The organism is Paenibacillus sp. Marseille-Q4541, from assembly GCF_018310695.1.
Classification (GTDB): domain Bacteria; phylum Bacillota; class Bacilli; order Paenibacillales; family Paenibacillaceae; genus Paenibacillus.
On sequence record NZ_JAGXCY010000001.1, the window covers coordinates 379,580 to 406,569 of the forward strand.

The window sequence follows — 26,990 nt, forward strand, 5'->3', positions numbered from 1 at the left end:
ATGAACGGGAAGATTCAGAGGAGCAAATTAATAAGCATGCTAGTATTCATTTTGATCATCGCTTGTTTTTCGACTCTACAAATCAAGGACTTTTTTACTACAGTAGAAGCGAATCAATCGTCATACAAAATCAGGCTGCTCGAAATAACCGATACCGGGACATCGGACCTATCTTCTCTCAAAAGAGAACAAACGGGGATTGCTGTAGAAACAATGAGCATGAAGAAGTTTGTGGCATTACGGACAGATATCGACGGATTATACGATGCAATATACATCGGTTCTGGTACGTATAGCACAAGTAGTGTGCAGGGGAAAGACCATAACACGAAGATGGTTATGAATGATATTACGAAATTGAAAGCAAACGATATCATAACAAACTACATTAATAAAGGATTATATGTTTTTATACATACACAACCTTTTCAAGAACAACAAGGCGGAAAGCCGGGAAATTTGTATACATACTTTGAAAAATACCGATCGGAATCGCCGAGTCCTAATGTCGTATTTGTAGACAACACCTCTTCTTCACAGTTAGTAACAGAGCTTAACGAAGGCCAGTCTCCATACCTAACTTATCTGAAGCAGAGACCTAGACTCAACATAACGAATAAAGATGCTATTATCGATTATCAGGTTAACCCAAACCACATCTACAATATCGGAGATGAACTAAACTTCGAGTTTGAAGTGTCTAACCGGCAAAATTTCGCAGATCGTCCCATAACCGCAAATCTGTATCTAACAGTCGATAAATCCGTAAAATTCGGCAAAGAACAAGTGGTTGCTACAACCACACTGAAAACGGGGTCACCCGGGAAAATTGCATACAAATTGCCTAAAACTTACTCGGGTCTACTTTACTGGAGACTTGAGATCATCGATCAACTGAACCCTAATCAGCTCAAAGATTATGATGAAGGTACGATCCGATTTCGAGGTAAAAAGACACTCGTTCATATTTTGCAAGTGCTTCCGTCTGGGGAAAGCAGCCGTACCAGCAGCCTACTAAACACAGATAACATGAACCAGAGCTTTTTGAAAAATGAAGATTATGAGCTCGACATTCAAACAAAAACGATTACTCAGTTCAACGATTATGTAAAAGCTAGCTTCGATGCCAAACGGGGTTACGGTCTAAACGGGACCTATGACATGCTGCTATTCGGATTTGCCGACATCTATAACACAAGAGCAGCCATTAGCGCCCTTGCAGCCGATGCCGTAGTGGAATTTGGTGAGCAGACGAAACAAAGCGTTATGTTTACACACGATACGATTTACGCAAGTGCAGCCCAGTGGAGAAGTAAATTTCAGAAAATGACCGGCCAAGTAGAACCGGAAACGAATCTCGGTTTAAATGCGCCTAATAAATCGAATACCGTCGTTGCTGTAAATAGCGGACTACTAACCGAATATCCATTTTTACTGAATAAAACCGATAATCCACAAACAAAGCCACTGTACCGTGTTGCCCAAACACATAACCAATATTTCACGCTTGATCTAGAAGATGAATCTCTTGTTTCCTGGTATAACATTGTGGGAGACGAGCGAGATACGAATGACAGTTGGAATCATTATTACACGTATTCGAAAGGAAATATCACCTACTCGGGAACAGGTCATATTTTTGTTGACAACAATACAGAGAGGTTTCCTGATTGGGAACAGAAATTGTTTGTAAACACCATGTACCGTGCTTTTACAGGAGCGAATCACGCTCCCGAAATTACCGTTCTCTCTCCACAAAACAACAGTACCAGACCTTCGTACCAGAAAGAATTGGCGGTCAGTTATACGGTGGACGACTGGGATTTCAAAGACCGGAATCTAACGACCAACATCCGTTTTAAGGCGAACAACGTTGCTTTGCCTAACTTATCGGTAAATAACAAATCCATTGTTTCCGGCCAGACTGTCACACACGCTTTCAAAAACCCTCTTCCAGACGGGGGGCAATTGGAGATTGAAATTACGGCTCAGGATCGACAAGGGGCAAAAGCAGTACAAACCATCTTCCTTACGATCGAGAAAAAATCCGTTCTACTGGAAACAACAAGGAGTCTGTCATCCAATGTCATTAACAATGAACTTAAAAGAAATGAAGAGGTCAGCATTATCTATAACATCACACCTAAGGCTATTCCTTACAATGAGGTTGATGTAGGGTTACAAGGCAAAAACACGCTTGTTCTGTCGGACCTTCAGTATTCGGAGACGTTTCCTCCTCAGCTGGAAATCGGCAGCACACCTACTGGCACAATAAAGACTGGAACGATTTCATCCGGTTATCATCTACGTTTACCACTCGGCAATATCACGTATCAACTAACAGAGCAAAATGGAGTAAAGCTGTATGTTCCGAGCAAACAGGAACCTGTTACGTATACCATCAAGGCCAACCCTTTGAGTAAAGGAATGTATCTTCTCGATCAGTCGCAGCTAGAGTATGAGGATCTACATTTAGCACCGGCAGATTCGGAGAACTCAGGAAAGAAACTCTCTGAACTTTTTAAGGACATGGGTCCTCTATCTCCGCTTGGACTTCCTGCCGATCTCTCTCTTTATGCGCTAAATGATGTCAAAAATTCAGGATTTACGTTTGACGGGAGAGTCATTGCTGGCGGAGATATTACCTTAAATGGTTTTGGTGTGGGTATGAAATTAGGCGACAGGGCCAATTCTTCCTATTCCATAGTAGCCCAAAAATCTTTACATCTCGGAAATGGTTCTATTGCTTACGGCAAAGCGGCTTACGGAAAAACGCTGACCACTCCGCAATATCACAATTACCGGATTGAGCATGAACCTGATTTATATATTGACGATGTAAACCAACATCTAACGACAATATCAGAGCAGCTTTCACAGCTTCCAGCTACAGCTCAGCCTGTAGTTACGAATCAAGATCCTGCCGGTTGTCAGCTTAAACTAGATGGGAAAGATAAGAAACAAAATATTTTCCATGTGACACCAGAAGTACTTGCGAAATCAAGATCGACATGTATTTCTGCTCCTGCAGGCTCTACAGTCATTGTTAATGTAGGAGGAACGTCAGCAACGATGACGGGTGGTCTTACTCTTTCAGGTGTAGATTCAAATCATGTCCTTTATAACTTTTATAACGCCTCCTCTGTTTCAACGACAGGAATCAAAATATTCGGCTCTATCCTAGCTCCAAAAGCCAACTACAACCTTCAGGGTGATGTTGTCGGTACTGTAATCGTCCAAAACATGTCGCCGGGTGGAGGGTTCTCCATCCAGACAGGCCCGTTTCAAGGTGACATTGGCGTCACACCTACAGAACCAGAAGAACCGAATCCTGATCCGATCTCCCGGGTTACTGCACTTTTCCCGGAATTGTTATTCAAAGCCGTTGTTAAAGTACAAAATATCCAAGCTGAAGGTGCAACGATTCTAGTTGATACAGAGGTTAAAATCACACCACATGTTCTACCTGAGGATGCTGATAATCAAACTTTGCAGTGGAAAAGCCTGAACCCGGATGTGGTTTCAGTTTCCGATCAAGGGCTTGTTCGGGGGCTAAAAGGAGGCACCGCACGAATTGAAATATCGGCAACGGACGGAAGTGGAATTACATCCATCGTTCCGATTACGGTCATTAACCGCAGCTTAACGATCCTTGGCCCGACTACAGCAAAAACGAAAGACACGATTTCGCTCGAAGCTATCTTTATTACAGCAGGCGAAAATGTAACCGGGTTCCGTTGGGAGGTCAAACGTGTCAACGGTCAAAGTGATTCCGATAGGGTAACCTTGCACCCGAATCCTAACGAACAAGGAAAACTAGATGTCACCCTGATGAAAAAAGGGACCGTCACCCTCATTGCTACGGCCCTGACAGACCGGTTTCCAGAAGGGGCCTTATCTAGGGAGCATACCATCACGATTACCGAGTCCATCAGTGAAATCTTCATCGATGGCCCCAATCAATTGATGGTCGGAGATTCAGTCGTCCTTTTGGCGGGTACCCTTCCAGCTAATACGGATGCATCTAATTTTACATGGTCTCTTGGTGGAGATGGACAAAGTTATGCTACCCTTTCTCCTTCTCAGGATGGGAGAAGCGCTGTTCTCACTGGAGTCAAGCAAAATGATCGTGTTGAGGTAAAACTGTCGCTCAGTGATCATGGTGGATCTCCTCCTTTATCCGCTGTGAAATCGATACGTATTGATCCAAGGTTAGAAGGTCTGCATTTATCTGATACTACCGTGGATATTGCCGGTTCCGCGAATCTACTTCTGCATAAATTAACCGTCTTCCCTACGGATTTTGACCCTTATCTGCTGAATGGACGACTGACTTGGATGAGTAGCGCTCCTTCCATTGTCACGGTGAATGAATCGGGTATCGTCACGGGAATGAAGAAGGGTGCCGCAGTCATTACGGTTACTTATGTTCATCCACAAGCCGGACAAAAAAAGATAATTGCCAAAGGCACAGTAAAAGTAAATGCCAAAATTAGCAATGACCGATATTAAATAAAATAACCCCTAGCCGGGAGCGGAATATTCCACTTTCAGCCAGGGGTTTTCTTTTCACCTCTAAGACTCTTTCTTATTTCAGTTTAATGGCACCCACCTGAACACTCATCTGATTCACCCTTGGGAGTCCCTCTTGCTGTTGTCTGTACACTTCTTCATTATACTCCGCCGAGAAACGAACGAGATCCGTTCCAGGTGTTATGTTAATAACCTCATCTCCCGCAGACGTCTCCCCTCTTACCGCATTGACGCTTAAGTCACCTTTGGCGAAAAAACCACCGCTCAGCGCAAGGATAGAACCTACACCATATAGCTCTGCCGTTGAATCTGTATAGAAAAAAGCATTCAACACCTCGGTATTGTTCTGAAATGCATCAAGCCGGTTAATGAGCACCGGTCCCTCTGACATAACAACACCCGAACCACTTATAGAAGCATCTTCCACAAGGGTAGAATACGCCTCTGTTCCTGACGGACCCAGCACCAGAATAGTGGAATCCAGCTCAACATTTCCTCTGATCTGCAGTTTCCCCGTAACCATCATATTGGCACGAATAAAAATGGGCGTATCCTGATAGTTGTTGATCGTTAAGTTCCCATCTACAACAAACCACTTGCCTGCTTTGGATCCATATTCTATGCCTGAAAGTTCCACACCATCATAGGTAAGGTCACCGTGGTATACAAAAGACTTCGTAGGATGGGTGAATCGTAGGATCTGTCCTCTGTATATGTCCCACGCCTCTTGATCCTCCGGTTTCTCTGATTGTTCAGGCACAATCGGTTTTTCGGGAATTTCACTCGGTGCATCATAGAATACAGGATAATTGCTTAGAAATTGTCCCAACGTACCGCTGTTAATCTGAGTTCGAACAACAGATCGATCACTAGTAGAACCAGACAAAGATTCTATAATTTTATCAACAAAAGACTCTCTCACGTTCAGCTGTACAAACTTACGGTGACTTCGGATACGCAGCTGTTTTTCAGGAATAATGAATTCGCTGCTAGCTTCTTCACCCAATAATTCTTCTGCGTTTTTGGTCGTATGATTCAAGGTATAGATTACTTGTTTGAGTGATTGAATATGTGCTTCACCTTCTAATTGAAAAGGAGATGTGGGCAAAGTATGAGCATTTCCAGACTGATAGTAGTATTCGGCCTCATCTCGGATCATGAGCTCATTTCCAGCGTAGATATTTCCTTTAATATAGGGAGACCCATTAATGATTAAGTTGCTTTCTGAACCTAGTGTATATTTAAGAAAATCAGGGTATGTATCAAAAATGATTTCTTGAGTAAGCTCACGCTTAACTCCATTCACTTCTGCTTCTACTGTCAAAACAACCTTATAACCTGCGTCCTGGTGTTGATACGCGATTTTTTCATATTCAATCTGGAGCAATTTCCCTGTCGCATTAGACAGCTCCGTACTCGTCATAAGCCCGGAATAAGAGCCTCTTTCCAAACCAGACAAATAAAGATCAATCTCTCGTTCCAATTCCTCTTGCGTATCGTTTACACTTTTCGTGACAAGAGATTGAAGGTTCGAGGTGATCGCTGCGATTACCTCCTCCAGTGTTTTTTCTGCTAGATGCAAACTTTGCACATCATTCTCACGCGTTTCTGCTCTTTGACCACCTCCGACGGCAGCACTTAATACAGCTACCCCCAGAATGGTAAGTAACAATGCGATGAACATGACGAGTACAAGCGCAGAACCACGTTCCAATGAAGGATCCTTTTCGGACTTAACCGTTGGCAGAATCGGAAACCCTCTACCTTTTTTCTTGAAAATAGACATCATCTGTTCTCCTAAAATCCAAATTTACTCTCAAGTATAAGTGAATAGTCACGGCTATTCTCCTGCCTTTGCAAGACGAGCTTGATATAGATCAGACCGCTGTCACAGTAAGCCGTGTTCTGGCAAAGTCTTTCGTCCGGTGTTTTGGCCATGATCACAGAATGGTCTAGTGTGGCTCTAATTGCAGTGGGAGAAGCGCTAGAAGCAAGGGTTTCATCTTCTGCTGAAACTGTAGAACTTTGTGGTTCCCCAATAAATAAACTTCCATTACGGATGGCAATCTCTCGAACTTCCCGGGCAGCTCCTTGCCCTTTACTCAGAACAATCCCTGCATCACTGTTTTCGATATACTCTGGTGCGTACGTGTACAGTTCGGTCATGATAGAAGACATCACGAGATCCCCCTCGTCCCGCAAAGCGTTCTCCACAGTAATTCGGTCATATTCGCGGAACCCGGCGAAAGTCACTGCCGAAACGAGGCCAACAAGAATAGCAAAAATTGAAATTGCCGCAATGAGTTCAATAAGGGTAAAACCCGCTTCCTGACGCGAGCCATCATCTAATTTTTTCATCTGTAATATAGCCCTCCACCACCACTTCACTTCCATGACCTCTTGGTCCCCCGGGACCCGTAACGGTAACTTTAACAGGCAACAAATAATTTGCAGATCGATTTAGATCGGAAACAAGCTCACTACCTGCGGATAAATCCAAACTTTTCAGATTTGTTCCATTTTCCAACTGGCGATGAAGCTCGGACTGATATGAAATAACAAGTTCATACTGTACGTTATTCACTGTTGGATTCAACACTTCTGGAAGGGAGCCTGCATGAACAAACAGGGAACTATACTCACATGTACTTACCTCTAAGCAAGAGCTTCCTTTAATTAATTGTTCTGATTCTTCATCTGCCCTAAAATATGTATCCATCTTGGTAAAATCTTGCTTCTCCAAATAAAATAAAGCATTACGCGCTAGATTCACCATAACCGTCTTATTCTGATTTGATTTGGCATACGTAAGTGCATTCATAAAATAGGAAACAACGACGAGCGAGACAATGGATAAAATAATAGTAGCTGCAAGTACTTCCACAAGCGTGAATCCTTGTTCTTTTTGCATCTGTGCTTTCAAGGATCGATACCCCTCACAATCTTTAACAGTCTTACTTGTATTTAGATAACTACATATTCGATATATAGGACTATATTCCTGCTTCTAAAGACACAATATTATGGAATTAAGTCATTGATATTAGATAAAACAATAAAAATAACCTGTGCACTTCTACACAGGTTATCGATAAAAACAAAGAGAACCCCCTTGCATCTCTGCAAGGGGGTTCTCTTCTCTAATGGGCCCTGAGGGACTCGAACCCCCGACCAATCGGTTATGAGCCGACCGCTCTAACCAACTGAGCTAAGGGCCCTGATCATTTCAATTACACTCATCAGTAAATCGATGAACGCTGTTGTATTTCAATTGCGGGGGCAGGATTTGAACCTGCGACCTTCGGGTTATGAGCCCGACGAGCTACCGAGCTGCTCCACCCCGCGTCAGTAAATAATTAAAACAGCGACATCTAATAATATACACGATGAGTAATAGAAATGTCAAGGCCCTTTTTACGGAATAAATCGAACGCCGTAACGCCCTTTACGAGATTGATACACTTCAACCTGTTTAGGCTCGTCATGACCATAAATCCATCCGTCCTGCTCCATCCGTTTAGCGAGGCATCCTGCCTGAAACTTGGAGACATACAGTCTAGAGTAATAGATCCAGTTCATACTCTCCATCTTCCTTTAACTCTTTGATTCATTAACTCTTTATAAGCATGCCCCTATCGCGTTAAATTAACCCTCCTAGCCCAAAAAAATCAAAAAAGCCCCTGAACAACAGTCAGAAGGCTGCTGCTCAGAGGACCCATAGAATATCGATATAAAAGATTTTTAGCATTAACGATTTCAAAACAATGTCCAATCCCGCTCAGCTTACTGCCCCTTGAAACTCATGAATTGCGAGCAATACCATAGCAACCAGCTGAACAAGATAAAACAGAAAAAATACGATCAATATAGCCCACAACAGCCAGATAAGCGACTTCCGGATGATTTTCATAAAATTAGACCTGACATATTGGACTGGCTCATTACTTCAGCTTATCTTCAAAAGAAGCTTTTGGATCTTTTTTCAGCTTGAGCAGCATTTCGTTGCCTTCCTTCTCCCACTCCGCCAAAGCCTCTTTTGGTGTCTTCTTGTTATCAATCACTTCACTAAAATACTTCTGCCCTACCTGATCTACCTGCCACAAGTTCGGCATCGTTTGATATAACTTATTGGTATCTATACTTACAGGCGGAATCGGTTTAAGAGCATAAAAGGCTCCAATGTTATAATCAAGGCCTTCCTTCGGCTTGATATAACTTTTACGAGAAACAAGCTCATAACTACTTCTTGCTCTAACCTTCGCCCACTCTTCTCCGTTCAGGAATTTGACAAATTCCCAAGCATCTTCAGGGTTCTGAGCGCTGCTGTTAATCGCCATCAGATTACTGAGATACACATTTCCACCAACGCCTGGTTTCTCCTGATGAACCGGCGGAGTAACGACATCCCAGTCAACTGGATCAAACTTTTCGTTCTTCTCCGCATACTTGTTATCATTAATCAATCGAGTTACATAACCATAATCGGCAATCACCATGGCTACACGGCTTTCCATAAATAAGTTCCCCTGAAACGGATTAAATTCCTCGGTTGCTCCTCCAGAAGTAACATTCATGGCTTCTTGCCCAGCAATAATTTTGTCACGTGATAACTTGGAGATCGTAGACCACACTTTTTCCCACGAATCATTATCTACCGTCATCTTTTCTGCCTTTTCATCAAAAGTACGCAATTGCAAAGGTGCAGCATACGTCTGTGCATCATAAAACGGATCACCGGACCATTGATTCATCGATATCCCATAGATTCGGTCCTTGCCTTCACCACTTGCAACACGACGAGCTTTTTCAAAAATATCATCCCATGTCGACCCATCGACAGGCGGCTCTACGCCGGCTTTCTGGAAGATCGCTTTATTATAGAACAAAGCGGAAGAAGAAAATGTCGGAGTCAAAGCATAGATGCTGTTATCCCCAATATCCTTAATTCCATCAAGTACGGTCGGCACGATATCAGTTGTATCAAATTTGTCTTCTGCAATGAGAGGATCCAGCTGTTTCACCATATTTTCTTGGACCAAAGACTTCAGCATGCTTACATCCCCAATGATGACATCTACAGGATTATCGCCTGTCAGGAGCTTCTTCACCGATGCAAGGGTATCCGGCTGCTCAGGTTGTTCCTTTTGAGTATAGTCATAGTATTGATATTCGCTCTGGTCAACCGCAGGTACGATCTCGATAGTGATATTATCATGAAGCACTTCGAACACGTCCGTATACTGCTGACGGAAGTAGGAATCGTCGTTATTGCCGTAAAGTGTTCCAATTCGTAGAACCCTTTCGGTATCATCAGATGGTTCTGCTGCTGTACAACCAGCAATCGCTGGTGCAACCAGTGTCATACAAGTAAGCAGCGTTACAACAGGACGAGCGAACAAAGATTTCTTTTTCATGTAGAAAATCTCCCTCTCTATGGTTACTTGGGCTGCGTAATCACGATACGTTCTCCATCAAACTCAAGCGTCGCCCGCTCACTGATGGACAGTGCTTCCAAATATTCTCTCGGTACCTGCAATCTTCCCGCACGATCAATGATGACAAAAGCCTCATGCACCTCATTACTGCCAGAAACACGTTCTGTATCTAGACTTGCATTCCGTTTCACAAACTCGGTGCTCGTCAGACCATCCCGAATGGCAACAATCCGATCCACTTTGTTAGCTAGCTGCAAGTCATGAGTAACAATGACAATACTGACCCCAAGTTCCTGATTCATTTTGCGAAAAATATCCATGATGCGATCACTTGTCTCACTATCAACAGATCCAGTAGGCTCATCCGCAAGCAGCAGCTTAGGCCTATTAGATAAAGAAATCGCAATAGCGACCCTCTGCTGTTCCCCTCCGGATAGTTGATAGAGCCTTGAATGCATACGATCTTTCAGACCAACCCATTCAAGCAGTTGTCTAGCATACTGACGATCGTATTTACCTCCAAGCATCATGGGCGTCTCTACATTCTCAAGGGCTGTCATGTAGGGGAGCAGATTACGTCCGTTATTCTGCCAGATAAACCCGACCGTATGGCGCTTATACTCTACGAGCTGTGGTTCCGTCATTTTGAGCAGGTCCCAATCCCCAACGACGGCGGTTCCCGCAGAAGGACGATCCAGCCCGCCTAATATATTCAGCAGTGTTGATTTGCCACTTCCGCTGTTACCGATAATCGCCATCATTTCGCCGTCTTCCACCGTCAGGTTGAGTCCTTGCAGGGCGACCACTTCGACTTCACTCGATTTATAGATTTTGACCAAACCTTCACAGTGAATCATCTTACCGCTCCTCTCCCATTTTGACGGCTTGATGCACCTTCAGCCTGCGGATTTGCCATAGCAGCATTCCCGCACCGATGATCAGCATAACAAGCGTCACAGCATACAGCTGGAGGGTGTCACTTGCTTCAAAAACGATCCGAAAAGGAGGTACTTGCTGTTTTACATTGTCTGTCGTCTGAAGGAAAGGCAAGAACAATCGGCTTGCGAGCTCACCAATCCCAATTCCGAGTACAATAGACAACCCCGCGGTAAAGATCTGTTCCAGCAGTAACATACCGCTGAGTTGTGCACGAGGCAGTCCCATCGCACGAAGTACCCCAAACTGAACCACACGACCTGACAGGTTAAAAAACCAGTACAGTACGTATCCGATCAAGGAGATCAGAATCGAAACCAAAAATCCCAAACTTAGAATGCCGAATACGCCCCCTCTTGAAGGGTGCTTCCCTTCGGCCACGAGTTCAGTCCGTACATCTTTCACCGAGGAAAGTTCAATGCCTTCCCGGCCAAGTCGTTCAATAAGCGGTGCAACCAGTGCATCCGGCTCCATTTTGAGCCATACTTCATATGGAATCATTGGAACTTGATCATAGATATAATCCAGATTGGTGATAAAAAACGGCGTCTCATCTGGATATTGTGCCGGCCAGTAAGGTAAAATGCCAAAAACAACAAACTCCATCATTTGTTCCTGCAAGGCAATGGATATAACATCTCCGCTCTCGAGTTGATATTTCTTAGCAAACCCAGATGGAATGATAACAGCTCCCTCATAATGACCGAGCAGATCTAGGTATTTATTCGGATGTGCAGGGAACAAGTCATTACGGAACCAAGCGACCTCGGCAAAATCCACGTTATCAATGCCGACTACCATACCTTGACCTACTGATTTGCCCGACACTACCACATTCCCCTTCGTTTGCAGCACTCTGGCGGCATGTTCTACACCAGGAAGCTGGCGAAAAACTTCAAACGGAGGTTCGGAGTAAATAATTTTGCCTGGAGCAGGCGAACCAGAACCTCCACCGCCGGCTCCACCTCCAGGGTTCCCCCCGCCAGAATTGCCGCCTCCGGCGCCTGGGTTTCCACCCCCAGTACCTGGTGATCCAGAACCCCCTCCACTCCCTGAATTTCCTCCACCGCTTGGTAACGTCTCCGCTGTCCCTTCCCATACCGTCTGCATCACGACATCTGTGCCATATCGATACAAGGTTCGTTCAGTCGAGTTCAGGTCAATGGTCCTCGCTGCGGATGCATTGTAGACACCCAGACCGAGTGTTAAAACAAGCAGAATCATCAAAGGATAATATGAAGAAGAAGAGCGTGAAAGCTGTGTTAGCGTAAGATAGATAGGCACCGGAAAAATTTTACGTCCCATCCATCCCAGTAACCGAAGTATCCATGGGAAAATGCGTAAGAAAAACAATCCAGCTGCAAAAATAAACAAGGCAGGCACAAAAAATAGAAAAGGCTGTACTTGCAGCTGATCTGTGGTCATCCCTGTTTGAAATGTCAGCATCTGTCTTTCATAGAACAGGTAATAGCCATAACCGGCAAGACCCAGCAATAAAATGTCAATATACCAACGTTGCCAGACTGGTTTCCGGTCACTTCTCGCTTGCCGGCGTTTCGCATCGACGATCGTAGATCTGGCATAGCTCATCGCTGGAATTACGGAAGCAATAATAGAAGCTATTACAGCAACAGCACCGAGTAAAATCGCATCTTGCGTAATACCAATCGGAATCGATTTGCGATCTACAAAAGATAGGAACCCACTCGCAGAGCCGATGCTTTTTGCCATAAACCAGCCCAGGAATGGCCCTGCAACCATCGCCACTGCTCCGAGGATGATCCCCTCTAGTAAATAAAGGATGACAATTTGTCTGGCAGAAGCCCCGCGGCTGCGAAGAACCGCAATATCACTTTCCTGCTTTTGCAATGACTGCCTGGCATTCATAACGATAAAATAAAACACCATCGCAATCATCGGAACCGCCAGCGTAAACAGCATCGTTTGGAGCTGCAAGCTTTGCTTTCGAAAATTAGCAAGCAAATCACCAAAAGAAATATCCACTTTTGTATCCTTTAGCTTCTGATAGAGTTCCACATCCAGACGCTCCAGCGTATTTCCGAGAGAAGGAAGCTGACTCGTCTTAATTTGACTAAGATCAAAAGCGTAATACCACTTAGACGTTTGTATAGGAACGCCCTTATCAGCGAGCAGATAAGCATCAAACAAGGCCGGGTCTACATAAAATCCGTTCATCATCCCTTCAAAGCCTTGGACCCAGTAAGGATCGGCCATGTCATCCGGCGTAAATGCACCGACAATTTTGACGCGGAGCGTGAGATCGAGACCACTGTAAACGGGATATTCCAAAATATCTCCGACATGAAGATCATTCCGGTACATTCCTTCTTCTAACATGACCGCTTCAATGAGATTTTCCTGTGCCTGATTTCCCGGAAGCACGCCTTGGTTCATCGTTACATGACTTTTGAGATCGCTCATCGAACCTATCGTCATTGAACGAATTCGGCTTGCATCTACTTTCTCCGGATCTTCAGGACTTACTTCCGTACTTCGAATGGATCTAATATTGACATACGTATCATAGTCAAAACCAATCTTGGCGGGGATATCCTGCTGAATAAATCGATCAACTTCTTCGAGTGACCGCAAATCCGTCTTCGTCCCCCCAGGAGCCTGGTAACTCATAAGTAAGGAACCGGCAGGCATTCCGCTGCTTTCATCCTCAAGTGACTGAGCAACAACCCGCTTCAGTGCACCATCGGCGTACATGGGAATACTCACTGTAAAGCCAACCGCTACAATAAGGCCAATCAGGGTACTCAAGGTCAGCCAACGTGTGTTCCATATTTTACGAGACAACAGTCGTAACAAAGGTAGTCCTTTCATTACCTTCCAACCACCTTCTGCCCTGGCGTAAGCCCTTTGAGAATCTCCACATCCGTAGATGTCTGCTGTCCTACTTCAACATCCACTTCCCGTTTGCTTCCATCGCTCTCTACCACTTGGACATACGTTCTTGATCCAATAGAGCGAAGAGCTGAGATCGGAATAAGAATAGCATCCTCTTTGCGCTTCGTTACGACACTTACCGTTAGCGGCGTACCTCTGTTTAGTCCCTTAGGCCACTTATCCATTTCTACAATAACGTATTTATCAAGTGATTCTTGTGCAGGAGGTGTTCCTTCCCCTCCGTTATTTCCACTACTCGAGTTTGAATCCAGATTGACAGGCATGACTTTAATAGCACCCTGGTGTACACCAGCTCCGTTAATGTCTATCTCTGCCTTCATCCCTGCTGCAATAACCTCAAGATCTTCCTTCGCAAAAGTAGCTGCAACTACTAGATTAGAAGTATCAGCAATGGTAGCAATCGGATCATATGCCTTGACCGCTGCCCCTTTTTCAACTTCGACACTGAGTACCGTACCGCTAAAAGGAGCCCCTAACGAAGACTTGCTGACCTGCTCCTCTAGATCCGTCAACTCCTGCCTCTGTTCTTCAAACGTTATGACCGCTTCTTCATACTCGACAGGATCCATTTCTTCCTTTTTACGAAGCGTCTCTTTCATCTGCACTTCCGATTTACGAATTTGTAATTTCTTTTGACGAATTTGTTTGTTAATTTCCTCTACATCAAGCACAGCAATTTGCTGTCCGGCCTTTACCTTATCTCCAGGTTTCACGTAGAGTTCCTTTACATGCATGCCATCGAGTGTAAAATAAGCCTTCTCTTCGCGCTGACTCATCAGCTTACCCGAACCTGACACTTTGGTTTCAATCGTCTCGGTTCTCACTTCATACTCCGGTTTTTTGGAGATGGTTGGCGGTGTAATAGGCGGAAGAACTTCTTCTTCTGGCTCAGCCGGCAGTAGGGAACAGCCTGTCAATGAAAGACTAAGCGTTCCGATCAAAATAAACTGGGTCCATCGTTTGCCCGTCATAGGCAGGTGCTTGTTATGTAATAAATTTGCCGTCCACCATCTCGTAAACATGGTCTGCAACCTCCAAAATCGTAGGATCATGTGTCGTCATACAGATGCTGACGTTTTCTGTCGCAATAATACTTCGAAATACAGCCATAATTTGTGCTCCCATTTTGGAGTCCAGCTCGGCAGTAGGTTCGTCAGCTAAAAGCAGTTTCGGTCTGTGCGCAATAGCTTTGGCAATAGCGACACGTTGTTGTTCCCCGCCAGACAGTTCAAAAGGTCTGTGTTTCGCTCGCTTCGTCAAACCTACGAGTTCTAGACAATAAGCGACACGCTGGTTCCATTCTCCTTTGGGAACACCTGCCATACGAAGCGACAGCTCTACATTCTCCCAAGCAGATAATAGAGGCATCAATGCATAGGCTTGGAAAATAAAGCCGATCTCCTGACGTCTCATGCGAGTGCGGAAAGCATCTCCTGCTTCATGTAGTCCTCTCCCATCAAAATAAATCTCACCGCTCGTCGGCTGATCCAGTCCTCCAAGCATATTGAGAAGGGTTGTCTTTCCTGAACCTGAACGACCTTTCAACATGACCAGCTGTTCTGGCTGCACTTCCATATTAATTCCTTTAAGTACGTGAATCGCTCTTCCACCCGTTTCAAAACTTCGGTGTACTTCGTTTACTTGTAGAACAGGACCTTTGGGCATCTCTTCCTCATGACCTAATTCTGCATCCATCATGGGCTCATCCTTAATAAGAGCTTGTTCCTGTTCAACCGTCATCTTTGTCTCTTCCGTTTCCGAATCACTGTGTCTTTTGACTTTTCGAAAGGGTATTCGAATCATAACTCGCCCCCCAAGCAAACAAGGAAATTAATAGAATATAATTCCAATTATTTCTATCCTGCATTATAAACGACATGAATAAGGAAGAAGTTACAACCTTTTAAAGATATTTCTAGAATTTTGGCGTAAAAAAAGAGCGCCCACTTCAAGGGACACTCTTTATCTTTCATTTGTATCATTCGAATTTATATTTCGAAAGGGTGTAAGTTTGCTAGATTCCGAACGAAGATGGATCTTCTCTCCAAGAGCGAAGGAGCGCCAAATCTTCTTCGGCAATAGTCCCTTCACGCAGTGCAACTTCGATAAGTGCAGTATAATTGGACAAACTTTGAAGCGGTATTCCTGCTTCTTCAAAAGCATTTGTCGCACGATCTAGCTGATAGCTGAAAATTGCGAGTACTGCCAGTGCCTCTGCCCCAGCTTCTTGTACAGCCTTCGCTGCTTTCAAGGAGCTACCTCCTGTTGAGATCAGATCTTCGATGACAATTACTTTTTGTCCTTCTTTTACTAAACCTTCGATCAGGTTCTCCTTACCATGACCTTTTGCTTTGTCACGGATATAGATCATCGGTAGTCCCAGTTTTTGAGCCACAAAAGCGGCATGAGGAATTCCTGCCGTTGCCGTTCCTGCAATCACTTCTGTCTCTGGATACTGCTCACGAATTACCGCAGCAAACGATTCAGCAATTAGATCACGAATTTCAGGATAAGACATCGTTAAACGATTATCACAGTAGATTGGAGATTTAATTCCAGATGTCCAGGTAAAAGGCTGGTTCGGACGAAGCGCTACCGCCTCGATGTTTAATAGTTTGGAAGCGAGTTTCTCAGGGATACTTGTTAGGTTTGTCATTAGTTCATCATCTCCTCAATGATTTGCTGTGCCGCTTCACGCGGATTTGCAGATTCAGTAATGGGTCTGCCCACTACGATAAAATGGCTGCCGCCAGAAATAGCTTGTCCTGGTGTCATTACTCTAGACTGATCTCCCATACGGCTACCTGCTGGCCGGATACCTGGCGTAACCGTGTAAAAATCTGCTCCACAGGCTTCGCTTATTGCCTTTACTTCCAGGGGAGAAGCGACTACTCCATGTAGTCCTGCTTCCTTAGCAAGCTTCGCATAACGCACCACAGTGTCCTCTACTTCACCAGGAATGCCGATTTCTTCGTTCATGGTGCTGCGGTCTGTGCTTGTGAGCTGAGTGACAGCAATAATTGTAGGCAGATTAAGGTCTTCCTCTTCTGCTGCCTGCTTTGCACCTGCAAGAGCTGCAGACATCATTTCTTTCCCTCCTGCAGCGTGAACATTAAACATATCCACACCAAGACGAGTTACGCTGTGTGAACCGCCTCGAACGGTGTTGGGAATATCGTGCATTTTCACATCAAGAAAGACAGAGTAACCTTTCTCCTTGAGTTCCTTAACAAACTCGGGACCTGCTGCATAAAACAGCTGCATGCCCACTTTCATGTAACATGGAATACCTTCCAGTTCCTGTGTGAGTTTTCTTGCTTTCTCTACATCAGGGTAATCCAAAGCAACCATGAGTCTTCCAGCCATTTGTTTGTATTCTGGTGTCATTTAACGAGCCACACTCCTTTGCGTTTTTATCCGTGATAAAGGACATCAAGTCCAGCCCACTTGCTCGGGCCGACCGATGTCCTCTTGTAGAATTCACTCTAATCTATGCGGATTAGCGGTTGAAAGCTGGCATTGATTCCGAGGAGAAGTTAATGGTCTCCAACATTTGCAGGAGCGCACGTACTGTATCCAGGGAAGTCATACATACAACACCGTTTTCTACCGCTTCACGGCGGATACGGAATCCGTCACGCTGCGGCGTTTTACCTTTAGTCAGTGTATTAAAGACAAAGTTTGCTTCACCTGTCCGGATCATATCCAGAATGTTTGGCGTACCTTCGCTTAGTTTATTCACAGTTTGGACAGGAATACCTGCTTCTGTTAAGGCTTCAGCTGTACCACCTGTAGCAATGATTTTGTAACCAAGTTTATAGAATCCGCCAAGCAGGGAAACTGCTTCATCCTTATCCTTGTCAGCCACAGTAGCAATGATAGCACCGGAGGAAGGAATTTTCATTCCTGCACCAATCAAGCCTTTGTAAAGTGCTTTCGCATAAAGAACATCACGGCCCATAACTTCACCCGTTGATTTCATTTCCGGACCAAGTGTTGGTTCCACACGGCGCAGTTTTGCAAAAGAGAACACCGGTACTTTGACCGAAACATGATCACTTTCTGGCCATAGACCATCGACATAGCCTTGATCTGCTAGTTTTTTACCTAGGATCGCTTGAGTAGCAAGGTTCGCCATTGGGATACCCGTTACTTTGCTCAGGAACGGTACTGTTCTTGAGGATCTTGGATTTACTTCGATTACGTATACTTCATCTTGATAGATAACGAACTGGATGTTTACAAGTCCGATCGTTTTCAGTTCTTTGGCAATGTTGATCGTAATATTCACGACTTTTTCTTTCAGATGCGGTTCCAGATGTTGCGGAGGGTATACCGCAATGGAGTCACCCGAGTGAACCCCTGCGCGTTCCACATGCTCCATAATTCCTGGAATAAGAACGGTTTCTCCGTCACAGATCGCATCTACTTCTACCTCTTTACCAAGCATATAACGGTCAATCAGTACCGGATGGTCTGGATTGATTTTCACTGCTTGTTCCATATAGCTCAGTAGTTCACTGTCAGAGTATACGATCTCCATTGCACGTCCACCAAGTACGTACGACGGACGAACCAGTACAGGGTAACCTATACCTTGTGCAGTGACTACCGCATCATCTACGGTGGTTACTGTTTTGCCCAGAGGCTGTGCAATCGCAAGTCTGGACAGCAGTGCTTCAAATTTCTTACGATCTTCTGCTTCATCGATGCTTGCAAGGTCCGTTCCGAGAATTCTCACGCCTGCATCTGCAAGTGGTGCAGCTAGGTTAATAGCCGTTTGACCACCAAACTGTACAATGACGCCTACCGGTTTTTCCTGTTCAATGACGTTCATTACATCTTCAAAGAACAACGGTTCAAAGTAGAGTCGATCTGACGTGTTAAAGTCCGTCGATACTGTCTCTGGATTGTTGTTAATAATAACTGCTTCGTATCCAGCAGCCTGGATAGCCCATACTGCATGTACAGTAGAGTAGTCAAACTCAATTCCTTGTCCGATACGAATTGGGCCGGAACCAAGTACTACAATCTTCTCTTTAGAAGACGGAATTACTTCATTCTCTGTTTCATAGCTAGAGTAGTAGTAAGGAGTGATCGCTTCAAACTCAGCAGCACATGTATCTACCATTTTGTAGACTGGACGAAGCTGCATTCCTTCGCGCATCTCGCGTACTTCTTTCTCTGTAGTGAACGATTCTCCCGGTTGCCCTTCAGCGCGAATCTCCGCAATGGAACGATCCGTGAAGCCCATGCGTTTTGCTTGATAGAGCATTTCTCTGCTCAGTTCTTTTTCTGAACGAATCTGATCTTCAAATTTGATGATACCTTCGATCTTATCAAGGAACCACCAGTCAATTTTGGTCAGATCCTGGATCTCTTGAAGTGTATAACCACGGCGGAACGCTTCCGCTACGAGGAACATACGCTCATCGTCCGGTTTGATAAGGCGTGTTCTTAGCACTTCGTCTTCCAGCAGAGCCGCTTCTTTCAAATGAATGCGATGCGCTCCGATTTCAAGCGAGCGAACGGCTTTGTGAATTGATTCTTCAAAGGTACGGCCAATGGCCATTACTTCGCCCGTTGCTTTCATCTGTGTACCAAGTTTCCGGTTCGCAGAAACAAATTTATCAAATGGCCAGCGCGGAATTTTACTTACGATGTAATCCAGCGTAGGCTCGAAGAATGCATAGGTTTGACCCGTTACCGGGTTAATAATTTCATCAAGTGTGTATCCCATTGCAATTTTAGCTGCCATCTTGGCAATCGGATAACCCGTTGCTTTAGACGCAAGCGCGGAAGAACGGCTTACACGTGGGTTTACTTCAATTACGTAGTACTGGAAGCTTTGTGGGTCCAGTGCAAATTGAACGTTACATCCGCCTTCGATATTAAGCGCACGAATGATTTTGAGTGATGCAGAACGCAGCATTTGATATTCACGGTCTGACAGTGTTTGGCTCGGTGCAACTACAATACTGTCTCCTGTATGAACGCCAACCGGGTCAAAGTTTTCCATGTTACATACGACGATGCAGTTGTCATTCGCATCACGCATAACTTCATATTCAACTTCTTTCATGCCGGCAATGCTTTTCTCAACCAAACATTGTCCAATCGGGCTGTAACGTAGACCGGAAGCAACCGTCTCACGAAGTTCTTCTTCTGTCGCACAAATCCCGCCGCCTGTTCCGCCTAGCGTATAAGCAGGGCGAACAATAATCGGGTAACCAATTTCATTAGCAAAATCTAGAGCTTCATTGAGTGTCGTTACAATCACACTCTCAGGTACCGGTTGATCCAGTTCACGCATCAGATCGCGGAACAGATCACGGTCTTCCGCTTTCTCAATGGAAGTAAGCTGCGTACCGAGAAGCTTCACGTTCTCGCTCTCCAGAACTCCTGCACGAGCCAATTCTACCGCCATATTAAGACCCGTTTGACCGCCAAGCGTTGGAAGCAGTCCATCTGGACGCTCCTGACGAATGATTTGTGTTACAAAATCGAGTGTAATTGGCTCGATGTATACTTTGTCTGCCATATTGCTGTCTGTCATGATGGTTGCAGGGTTGCTGTTAATCAGAACAACTTCCACGCCTTCTTCTTTGAGCGCTTGACATGCTTGTGTTCCGGCATAGTCAAACTCTGCTGCCTGACCGATAACGATCGGACCGGAGCCAATAACAAGAATTTTCTTGAGGTCTGTATTTTTCGGCATGTTAATTTGCTCCTTTCACTGCTGCGGCAAGTACGGCTTGGCGCGCTTTTTTCGGATGATTTAGTTTGTGTTCACGAATCATATCAATAAAACGGTCGAACAAGTATGAATTATCTTGTGGTCCTGGTGCTGCTTCCGGATGATATTGTACAGAAAATGCCGGATATTTCTTATGTTTTAAACCTTCAACGGTTTTATCATTGTTGTTGATATGTGTAATTTCCAGGTCCGTGCCTTTGATAGACTCTTCATTTACGGTATACCCATGGTTCTGAGATGTAATGAAACAACGTCCTGTTTCCAGTTCTTTGACCGGATGATTTCCACCACGGTGACCAAATTTCAGTTTCTCTGTATCCGCACCTGCTGCTAGTGCAAACAGCTGGTGACCAAGGCAGATCCCGAAGATTGGATATTCACCTAGCAGTTCGGAGATCATTTTCACTGCATGAGGAACATCTTTCGGATCCCCAGGGCCGTTGGACAGCTGAATGCCGTCTGGATTCAGTTTGCGGATTTCATCTGCTGTCGTATCGTGTGGAACCACCACTACGTCACAACCACGTTTGTTCAGTTCACGCAAGATCCCTGTTTTTGCACCATAGTCCAGAACTACGATTCGCTCGCCAATGCCTGGGCTGCTGTATACGTGCTGAGTTGAAGTCAGCGGCACTTGATTGCGCAGCTCTTCGATCGTTGTATCTGTCATCATTTCCAGCAGTTCTTCAACCGGCTTGGAGCCTGTAGTCAGAATCCCTTTCATCGTTCCTTGATGACGAATACGGCGTGTCAGCATCCGTGTATCAATGTCGCTGATTCCTACAATTCCGTACTCTTTCAAGAGTGTATCTACGCTGTATTCAGCACGCCAGTTACTTGGTACCGGCTCATGGCGACGTGTGACAAACCCATGAACATAAGGGCGGATGGATTCAAAATCATCCCGAGTAATCCCATAGTTTCCGATCAGCGGGTACGTCATGGTTACGATTTGACCGCAGTAAGAAGGATCAGATAGCACCTCTTGGTAGCCTGTAATTCCTGTATTAAAAACGACTTCACCTGTTGTTTCTCCTTCAGCTCCGAAAGCTCTTCCGGTGAACAATGTGCCGTCTTCTAGTAACAATCTTGCTTGTGCCTGCATCCACTCTCACTCCTTAAAGTTGTCTTACATCAATTTTGGTTTATATATAAGCCCTTATAAAAGGGCTCTTTTATTCGTTGTTAGCCGTAATCGGGTTTACTTAGCTCAATGTTGAATCGGAATATACTTTCTTACCGTCAACAAAGGTCATCACAGGCCAGCCTGTAAGTTTCCATCCTGTAAATGGAGTATTGCGTCCCTTTGTAGCAAACTCATTTGGATCAACTGCACGCTCTGTGCTGAGGTCAATGACCGTAATATCAGCGGGTGCACCTTCCTCTAGGCGTCCAGTATCCAGGCGGAACACGCGAGCCGGTTCAGCTGTCATCTTTTCTACCAAGAAAGATAGGCTCCATTTTCCTGTTGCTACAAACTTCGTATAGAGCAGCGGAAACGCTGTTTCAAATCCGACGATGCCGAATGGTGCCAGCTCCATTCCTTTTGCTTTTTCTTCCTCGCTGTGTGGTGCATGATCCGTAACAACCATATCCAGTGTTCCATCCTCAAGCCCTTGAATACAAGCTTCTACATCACGGCGTGAGCGCAGTGGAGGATTCATTTTCCAGTTAGCATCCAGACCTGGGATATCTTCATCCGCTAGAATCAGATGGTGCGGACATACCTCAGCAGTTACTTTGATTCCAATCTTTTTGGCGTCACGGATGAGACGAACGGATTGCTCTGTGCTTACGTGACATACATGATAATGTACGCCTGTTGCTTCAGCGAGTAGAATATCGCGTCCAACATGGATGGCTTCGGATTCATTCGGAATACCTTTCAGACCATGTTTCTCAGCAAAAGCACCTTCTGCTACACATGCTCCTTCAACCAAGGAGTTGTCTTCGCAGTGAGCAATAACCGGCATATCCATCGCAGCTGCTTTGTTCATTGCATCTTTCATCATTTGAGCGCTTTGTACACCGACTCCGTCATCGGTAAATCCGATAGCGCCTGCTGCTTTGAGTGCTTCAAAATTAGTCAGCTCGCGTCCGAGTTCATTTACTGTAATTGCTGCGTATGGAAGAACTTTAGCAAGACCTGCTTCCTTTGCTTTATCCAGTACCAGTTGTACCGTTTCTGGATCGTCCGTTACCGGTCTTGTGTTCGGCATGCAAGCGATGGTTGTAAATCCGCCTTTTACAGCAGAACGGCTGCCTGATTCAATTGTTTCTTTATGTTCAAATCCTGGCTCTCTTAAATGTACGTGCATATCAATCAGACCAGGAACAACGAGTTTGCCTTCTACATCAATTTCTTCAATTTTTACATCGCCAGGGTTTGTTCCTTCTTCAGCAAACAGGGTGAAACCCACGTTCACATCAAGTATGCTTAAAATTTTCCCTTCGGAAATGACAATGTTCTTTTGTTCGAGTTCCCCATCCTTATTCAGTACACTTGCATTTTTAATCATTTGTAACATGTAATATCCTCCGCTCCGATCCGTCAAACTGTTTAATAAGAATGACGACATCTCCGATTATTGTGTGTTTTGACTTTTCGCAACTTGTGATCAGCCGACGCTTTTCTCGAGTATCTTCTATTATAGAAGTAAGGCTCTTTCCATAACTGCCATTCGGATAGGAACCCCATTCGCCATTTGCGGGAAGATCCGGGATGCCGGACTTTCAACTACTGCATCGTCAATCTCTACATTCCGGTTTACCGGAGCAGGATGCATAATGATCGTATTTGGATTAAGTTTTGTTGCGCGATCTTCCGTAAGTCCATACTTCTCGCGATATTCATCAGCCTTCATATCGATCCCTTTATCATGACGCTCTAGTTGAACACGAAGCATCATAACAACGTCTGCCTTCAGCGCTTCCTCTAAGGTAGTGTATGGAGCCAGTGTTTCGAGCTCAGGGGCTTTCATACTCTCTGGTGCACAGAAGCTTACGTTCGCGCCAAATTTTTGGAGTGCGTACAGATTGGATCGTGCCACTCTGCTATGTTTGATGTCTCCGATGATCGAGACGTTTAGTCCGCGTAACTCACCGAATGTTTGACGCATGGTGTATAGGTCAAGAAGTGCTTGTGTTGGGTGTTCATTATTTCCGTCCCCTGCATTTACAAGCGGTACCTTTACTTTCTCAGCAAGCTCTTGTAGAACGCCTTGCGGTTTCAAGCGGATAACACCTGCATCTATTCCCATGGATTCCAGCGTACGAACGGTGTCGTAGATGGACTCGCCTTTCTCTACGCTTGATGCTGCTGCAGCAAAGTTCAGTACTTCCGCACCTAACCTTTTCTCTGCCATTTCGAAGGAAAACCTTGTCCGTGTGCTATTCTCAAAAAACATATTCGCTACGAATTTGGAAGCCAGTATCGGATTCAGTTTCTCGGTCTCCGCATCAAATTGAGCTGCCCGATTCAAAATGGATTCAATTTCGCTTGCGCTTAGTTCTTTTAGACCGAGTAAACTCCGCTCTTTAATGCTTTTCGCTGTAATCATCATACTTCTTCCCTCCGGTTCTGAATGGTGACTTGATCTACGCCGTCAATTTCTTTCAGAGCTACATCAATCAGTTCCGTTCGTGAGGAAGGTACGTTTTTACCGATAAAATCGGGCCTTACCGGAAGCTCCCGGTGACCTCGATCGGCCAGTACAGCGAGCTGGATCATTTGCGGCCGTCCACTGTCCATCAGCGCGTCCATTGCCGCTCTTATGGTGCGGCCTGTGTATAGTACATCGTCAAACAAAATTACTTTTTTATTATGAATGACTTCTTTCAGTTGTTTCTGAATAGCTTCATTCTTCTCGATGCTTCCTTCTGTATTGCGGTCATCCCGGTAAGGCGTAACATCTAGGTCAATACAAGGGACTTTCTTTCCTTCAATCTCTTCAATCTTAGATGCGATTCGTTCTGCCAAATATACTCCTCTTGTACGAATGCCGACCAAGATACAGTCATCGATTCCTTTGTTCTTCTCAAGTATTTCGTGTGCAATCCGCGTAAGTGCTCTGCGAATCCCAATCTCATCCATAATGACATGTGCGTCTGTGCTCATGTGCTGTGAACCTCCTCCTGGATTTCCCTTTCTACCAGTGGTCCCGTGAAGAGATAAAAAAAGACTCCCTGCCGTTAAATCATGGCAAGGAGTCTTAAAACCGCGGCAGCGCACGCCGGGTTAATAAGCTCTAAGGACAGACCGAAACAAAAGCCGCAGCTTCGCCCGGGTCCAATCACGTTACCTTGCCAGTCTCACGGGACTGATTTAAAGGTGCTATTCATGTAATTTGCTTGATGTTAACCTCTCTGGATTAATCAAGTTTCAAACAAATTTTCGTCGTCATGAATTATGACAGAAAGCTTATCCTCTGTCAACACCTTAGCATATGAAGAGTTTCTCAGCATATCCATTTATACATTTCACACATGTCGTTATGCATTTTTAATGCTCTTATTTTTATAATTATACGATATATATGTATAAATATCCATTGTTTTTTTATTTTTCGCACAAAAAAAGAACCTGGAAACACCAGGTTCTTATCTAAGTTCATATTTGATTCGTAATTAATCATTTCGTAAATGATTCTAGTGATCGTCTTTTGCCAATCTTTTAAAGAGAAATGTAATCCCAACAAATCCTAAGACAATAATAACGGCAATCATCGCGATAAATTCCATCAGTAACGTCCCCCTATTCGATATCTTTGACTATATTGTACCTTGATTTCTTTCTTTATGCGGATCTAACCTTGACAATAATATGAAACATCATTTGAGTCTTAAGAAAAATAGACGAGACCTGATAGGTCCCGTCCATGATCCACAATGATTACAACCATTCAAATTATTAGAAAAATTAAAATTCGAACTCTACGTCACTCAGGCGACGCTTAATTTCTCCGATAACTCGTTTTTCTTCTTCTTCCCCTTTCGCTTCAAACGTAACAGAGAAACGTACAAAGTTACCTGCATCATCCCAAGGTACAGAGGAGATCAGCTTTTCACGAATAAGGAATTGAGAGAACTCTTCACCCGACTCAAATCGACGTCCGCCTTTTACCCCTTTTGGAGCTTCTACATATAGGAAGAAGGAACCTTTCGGTTTCTCTGCTCTGAATCCAAGTTCATTCAGTGCTTCCACTAATATGTTATGACGACGAGAATACTTCTCTGCAATTTTCTCTGTAATTTCTGGATGAGATAAGCCATATGCAGCAGCTTTTTGAATCGCAATAAACTGACCGGAGTCATTGTTATCCTTAATATCACTGAATGCTTTTACAACAAGCGGATTACCTGCTACAAAGCCAATACGCCATCCAGTCATATTATAAGATTTGGATAAGGAGTGAAGTTCAACCCCTACATCCTTCGCACCAGGTACGGATAGGAAACTCAGTGGCTTCATACCGTCATAAGTAAGTGCAGCGTAAGGAGCATCATGTACAACGATTACGTTGTACTTCTTAGCCCACTCTACAACTTCTGTAAAAAATTCAGGGGTTGCACTTGCACCCGTTGGGTTATTCGGATAGTTCAAATATAACAGCTTCGCACGGTGTGCAATTTCTTCTGGGATAGATGTAAGATCCGGCAAGAAGTTATTTTCCTTCGTTAGCTGAACATTGAACACTTCTCCGCCCAAATACTTGGTGTGTGTTCCAAGAACGGGGTAGCCTGGTACTGTCAGAATCGCCACATCACCTGGGTTAATGAATACAGATGGCATCATAGCAAGTGCTGGTTTGGAACCGATGGAGTGAACAACTTCCGATACAGGATCAATTCCTTGTACACCGAATACTTCTTCCAAATATTTAGCTGCGGCTTCCTTGAATTCAGGAATTCCGTTATCAGCATAACCGCGGTTTTCAGCCTTAGCTGCTTCTTCAGCAAGCTTGGCCACAATACCCGCGTCTGCCATCTCATCCGGCTCACCTACGCCAAGGTCAATCAGTTCGATATCTGGAAAATCTTTTTTCGCTGCTTGTTTCGCGCGTTTAATTTTTTCGAATTTATAGATGTTCGTGTCTTTACCATAATTAGCACCGCCGATCCGATCGGCAAAACTGTTTTGAATGTAAGTTTCTTGATATTTTTCAGTACTCATAATAGTATTTCATCTCCTCTTGTAACGAATTTCTCCATGTATAAATATGAAGGATCTTATACCTTAAAGCCATGGACTAAACACCCGATCATTTGCACTATCGTTTTGTGCTCTTCTTGCTATTCCTAATGAATATATACCCAAAGTCAGGGGTTTCAAGCTTTTCTTGCAGTTTGCACAAAACCACTATTAAATATGAATAATGCAATAAAAAAAGAGCCGC

The 26,990-nt window shown here is 44.5% G+C and carries 19 protein-coding genes and 2 tRNA genes; 1 reads left to right on the top strand and 20 read right to left on the bottom strand.

What is annotated here, in order from left to right:
- Nucleotides 1-36: 36 nt before the first annotated feature.
- Nucleotides 37-4,512 (top strand): choice-of-anchor A family protein, encoded by a 4,476-nt coding sequence (locus tag KFT32_RS01925; RefSeq protein ID WP_211745401.1) that lies wholly within the window; start codon nucleotides 37-39, stop codon nucleotides 4,510-4,512.
- Nucleotides 4,513-4,588: 76 nt separating this feature from the next.
- Here the strand turns inward: KFT32_RS01925 and KFT32_RS01930 are convergent, their stop codons facing one another.
- The 20 genes from KFT32_RS01930 to KFT32_RS02020 all read right to left on the bottom strand — a co-directional run bounded on the left by KFT32_RS01930 (nucleotide 4,589) and on the right by KFT32_RS02020 (nucleotide 26,767).
- Nucleotides 4,589-6,322: a hypothetical protein gene (locus KFT32_RS01930; protein WP_211745402.1), complete on the bottom strand. Its 1,734-nt coding sequence runs from the start codon at nucleotides 6,320-6,322 to the stop codon at nucleotides 4,589-4,591.
- Nucleotides 6,323-6,330: 8 nt separating this feature from the next.
- Nucleotides 6,331-6,891 (bottom strand): PulJ/GspJ family protein, encoded by a 561-nt coding sequence (locus KFT32_RS01935; protein WP_211745403.1) that lies wholly within the window; start codon nucleotides 6,889-6,891, stop codon nucleotides 6,331-6,333.
- On the bottom strand, nucleotides 6,875-7,456 hold the full coding sequence (locus KFT32_RS01940; RefSeq protein WP_211745404.1) for a PulJ/GspJ family protein: 582 nt from the start codon (nucleotides 7,454-7,456) through the stop codon (nucleotides 6,875-6,877). Before KFT32_RS01940 ends, KFT32_RS01935 begins: the two co-directional genes overlap by 17 nt.
- Before the next feature lie 221 nt (nucleotides 7,457-7,677).
- A tRNA-Ile gene (locus KFT32_RS01945) sits at nucleotides 7,678-7,751 on the bottom strand.
- A 53-nt stretch (nucleotides 7,752-7,804) separates the two neighbouring features.
- Nucleotides 7,805-7,878, bottom strand: a tRNA-Met gene (locus tag KFT32_RS01950).
- Between the two features lie 69 nt (nucleotides 7,879-7,947).
- Nucleotides 7,948-8,112, bottom strand: coding sequence for a hypothetical protein (locus tag KFT32_RS01955; protein WP_211745405.1), 165 nt, complete (start codon nucleotides 8,110-8,112; stop codon nucleotides 7,948-7,950).
- Nucleotides 8,113-8,311: 199 nt separating this feature from the next.
- Nucleotides 8,312-8,443, bottom strand: a complete 132-nt coding sequence (locus KFT32_RS27390; RefSeq protein ID WP_283246398.1) for a hypothetical protein — start codon at nucleotides 8,441-8,443, stop codon at nucleotides 8,312-8,314.
- 31 nt (nucleotides 8,444-8,474) lie between these two features.
- Nucleotides 8,475-9,947 (bottom strand): ABC transporter substrate-binding protein, encoded by a 1,473-nt coding sequence (locus KFT32_RS01960; RefSeq protein ID WP_211745406.1) that lies wholly within the window; start codon nucleotides 9,945-9,947, stop codon nucleotides 8,475-8,477.
- Nucleotides 9,948-9,970: 23 nt separating this feature from the next.
- The gene (locus KFT32_RS01965; RefSeq protein WP_211745407.1) at nucleotides 9,971-10,825 is read right to left on the bottom strand and encodes an ABC transporter ATP-binding protein; all 855 of its coding nucleotides are present in this window, start codon (nucleotides 10,823-10,825) and stop codon (nucleotides 9,971-9,973) included.
- A gap of 1 nt (nucleotide 10,826) precedes the next feature.
- On the bottom strand, nucleotides 10,827-13,754 hold the full coding sequence (locus KFT32_RS01970) for an ABC transporter permease (protein ID WP_211745408.1): 2,928 nt from the start codon (nucleotides 13,752-13,754) through the stop codon (nucleotides 10,827-10,829).
- A complete protein-coding gene (locus KFT32_RS01975) occupies nucleotides 13,754-14,860 on the bottom strand; it encodes a permuted SH3 domain-containing protein (protein WP_211745409.1) in 1,107 nt (368 codons plus the stop codon). Before KFT32_RS01975 ends, KFT32_RS01970 begins: the two co-directional genes overlap by 1 nt.
- Nucleotides 14,823-15,536: an ABC transporter ATP-binding protein gene (locus KFT32_RS01980; protein WP_349304844.1), complete on the bottom strand. Its 714-nt coding sequence runs from the start codon at nucleotides 15,534-15,536 to the stop codon at nucleotides 14,823-14,825. The genes KFT32_RS01975 and KFT32_RS01980 overlap by 38 nt, the downstream gene beginning before the upstream one ends.
- 316 nt (nucleotides 15,537-15,852) lie before the next feature.
- A complete protein-coding gene (gene pyrE, locus KFT32_RS01985; RefSeq protein ID WP_211745411.1) occupies nucleotides 15,853-16,494 on the bottom strand; it encodes an orotate phosphoribosyltransferase in 642 nt (213 codons plus the stop codon).
- Nucleotides 16,494-17,225 (bottom strand): orotidine-5'-phosphate decarboxylase, encoded by a 732-nt coding sequence (gene pyrF, locus KFT32_RS01990; protein WP_211745412.1) that lies wholly within the window; start codon nucleotides 17,223-17,225, stop codon nucleotides 16,494-16,496. Before pyrF ends, pyrE begins: the two co-directional genes overlap by 1 nt.
- A 112-nt stretch (nucleotides 17,226-17,337) precedes the next feature.
- Nucleotides 17,338-20,556 carry a carbamoyl-phosphate synthase large subunit gene (gene carB, locus KFT32_RS01995; protein ID WP_211745413.1) on the bottom strand — a complete coding sequence of 1,073 codons (3,219 nt, stop codon included), beginning with the start codon at nucleotides 20,554-20,556 and terminating at the stop codon, nucleotides 17,338-17,340.
- Nucleotide 20,557: 1 nt separating this feature from the next.
- Complete coding sequence (carA, locus tag KFT32_RS02000; protein ID WP_211745414.1) at nucleotides 20,558-21,700, bottom strand: glutamine-hydrolyzing carbamoyl-phosphate synthase small subunit; 1,143 nt, start codon at nucleotides 21,698-21,700, stop codon at nucleotides 20,558-20,560.
- Between the two features lie 100 nt (nucleotides 21,701-21,800).
- Complete coding sequence (locus KFT32_RS02005; protein ID WP_211745415.1) at nucleotides 21,801-23,123, bottom strand: dihydroorotase; 1,323 nt, start codon at nucleotides 23,121-23,123, stop codon at nucleotides 21,801-21,803.
- Between the two features lie 120 nt (nucleotides 23,124-23,243).
- Nucleotides 23,244-24,155, bottom strand: coding sequence for an aspartate carbamoyltransferase catalytic subunit (locus KFT32_RS02010; protein WP_481856291.1), 912 nt, complete (start codon nucleotides 24,153-24,155; stop codon nucleotides 23,244-23,246).
- The gene (pyrR, locus tag KFT32_RS02015; protein WP_211745417.1) at nucleotides 24,155-24,712 is read right to left on the bottom strand and encodes a bifunctional pyr operon transcriptional regulator/uracil phosphoribosyltransferase PyrR; all 558 of its coding nucleotides are present in this window, start codon (nucleotides 24,710-24,712) and stop codon (nucleotides 24,155-24,157) included. The genes KFT32_RS02010 and pyrR overlap by 1 nt, the downstream gene beginning before the upstream one ends.
- An 801-nt stretch (nucleotides 24,713-25,513) precedes the next feature.
- Entirely contained in the window at nucleotides 25,514-26,767 is a 1,254-nt protein-coding gene (locus KFT32_RS02020; RefSeq protein WP_211745418.1) for an LL-diaminopimelate aminotransferase, read from the bottom strand.
- Nucleotides 26,768-26,990 lie beyond the last annotated feature (223 nt).

Bases quoted from the DNA above. Each gene is read 5' to 3' on its own strand.
- KFT32_RS01965 (WP_211745407.1), bottom strand. From the start codon at position 10,825: ATGATTCACTGTGAAGGTTTGGTCAAAATCTATAAATCGAGTGAAGTC.
- pyrF (WP_211745412.1), bottom strand. From the start codon at position 17,225: ATGACACCAGAATACAAACAAATGGCTGGAAGACTCATGGTTGCTTTG.
- KFT32_RS01955 (WP_211745405.1), bottom strand. From the start codon at position 8,112: ATGAACTGGATCTATTACTCTAGACTGTATGTCTCCAAGTTTCAGGCA.
- KFT32_RS01925 (WP_211745401.1), top strand. From the start codon at position 37: ATGCTAGTATTCATTTTGATCATCGCTTGTTTTTCGACTCTACAAATC.
- KFT32_RS01975 (WP_211745409.1), bottom strand. From the start codon at position 14,860: ATGTTTACGAGATGGTGGACGGCAAATTTATTACATAACAAGCACCTG.
- KFT32_RS01970 (WP_211745408.1), bottom strand. From the start codon at position 13,754: ATGAAAGGACTACCTTTGTTACGACTGTTGTCTCGTAAAATATGGAAC.
- KFT32_RS01930 (WP_211745402.1), bottom strand. From the start codon at position 6,322: ATGATGTCTATTTTCAAGAAAAAAGGTAGAGGGTTTCCGATTCTGCCA.
- KFT32_RS27390 (WP_283246398.1), bottom strand. From the start codon at position 8,443: ATGAAAATCATCCGGAAGTCGCTTATCTGGCTGTTGTGGGCTATATTG.
- KFT32_RS02020 (WP_211745418.1), bottom strand. From the start codon at position 26,767: ATGAGTACTGAAAAATATCAAGAAACTTACATTCAAAACAGTTTTGCC.
- KFT32_RS02010 (WP_481856291.1), bottom strand. From the start codon at position 24,155: ATGATTACAGCGAAAAGCATTAAAGAGCGGAGTTTACTCGGTCTAAAA.
- KFT32_RS01980 (WP_349304844.1), bottom strand. From the start codon at position 15,536: ATGATGGATGCAGAATTAGGTCATGAGGAAGAGATGCCCAAAGGTCCT.
- carB (WP_211745413.1), bottom strand. From the start codon at position 20,556: ATGCCGAAAAATACAGACCTCAAGAAAATTCTTGTTATTGGCTCCGGT.
- KFT32_RS01960 (WP_211745406.1), bottom strand. From the start codon at position 9,947: ATGAAAAAGAAATCTTTGTTCGCTCGTCCTGTTGTAACGCTGCTTACT.
- pyrR (WP_211745417.1), bottom strand. From the start codon at position 24,712: ATGAGCACAGACGCACATGTCATTATGGATGAGATTGGGATTCGCAGA.
- KFT32_RS02005 (WP_211745415.1), bottom strand. From the start codon at position 23,123: ATGTTACAAATGATTAAAAATGCAAGTGTACTGAATAAGGATGGGGAA.
- pyrE (WP_211745411.1), bottom strand. From the start codon at position 16,494: ATGACAAACCTAACAAGTATCCCTGAGAAACTCGCTTCCAAACTATTA.
- carA (WP_211745414.1), bottom strand. From the start codon at position 21,700: ATGCAGGCACAAGCAAGATTGTTACTAGAAGACGGCACATTGTTCACC.
- KFT32_RS01935 (WP_211745403.1), bottom strand. From the start codon at position 6,891: ATGAAAAAATTAGATGATGGCTCGCGTCAGGAAGCGGGTTTTACCCTT.